This window comes from Vibrio chagasii (assembly GCF_002954585.1).
Lineage (GTDB): Bacteria > Pseudomonadota > Gammaproteobacteria > Enterobacterales > Vibrionaceae > Vibrio > Vibrio chagasii_A.
The window spans coordinates 1-601 of record NZ_MSCI01000011.1 but is presented as its reverse complement, the minus strand read 5'-3'; the positions used below and the strand labels follow the sequence as shown (position 1 = coordinate 601).

Sequence of the window (601 nt, the reverse complement as noted above, 5' to 3'; positions counted from 1 at the left end):
TCCTAGGCATTACTCACCCGTCCGCCGCTCGACGCCGTTATCGTCCCCCGAAGGTTCAGATAACTCGTTTCCGCTCGACTTGCATGTGTTAGGCCTGCCGCCAGCGTTCAATCTGAGCCATGATCAAACTCTTCAATTTAAGATTTTTGTGACTCAATGAATACTGATTACATTCTCTTCGCTTAATAAAAAGCTAAGTAATGTTGAATTGACTGTGCCGATAATAAATTATCGATTGGTCACTCAGTTCATTGAAATCAAGTTGAAACCGAAGTTTCAGTTTTGATATTCATCAACGAGTGCCCACACAGATTGATAGGTTTAAATTGTTAAAGAGCTTTGCTATCAACGCTTTAGCGTTGAAGCGGATGCGTATAATACGCGATTGACTTTTGAAGTCAACATAAAACTCTAAGTTTATTTAGAACTTTATGGTGACTTGCTTAGATTCTAAGCAAAGTCGAATTTAAAGCCTGGCGATGTCCTACTCTCACATGGGGAAGCCCCACACTACCATCGGCGCTATTGTGTTTCACTTCTGAGTTCGGCATGGAATCAGGTGGGTCCACAATGCTATGGTCGCCAAGCAAATTTTAAAATT

2 rRNA genes are annotated in these 601 nt (G+C 41.6%); both read right to left on the bottom strand.

The features are described from left to right. Positions 1-139 (bottom strand): 16S ribosomal RNA (locus tag BTO10_RS23290); the annotation flags it as partial. A 332-nt stretch (positions 140-471) separates the two neighbouring features. Beyond that, positions 472-587 (bottom strand): 5S ribosomal RNA (gene rrf, locus BTO10_RS23285). Positions 588-601 lie beyond the last annotated feature (14 nt).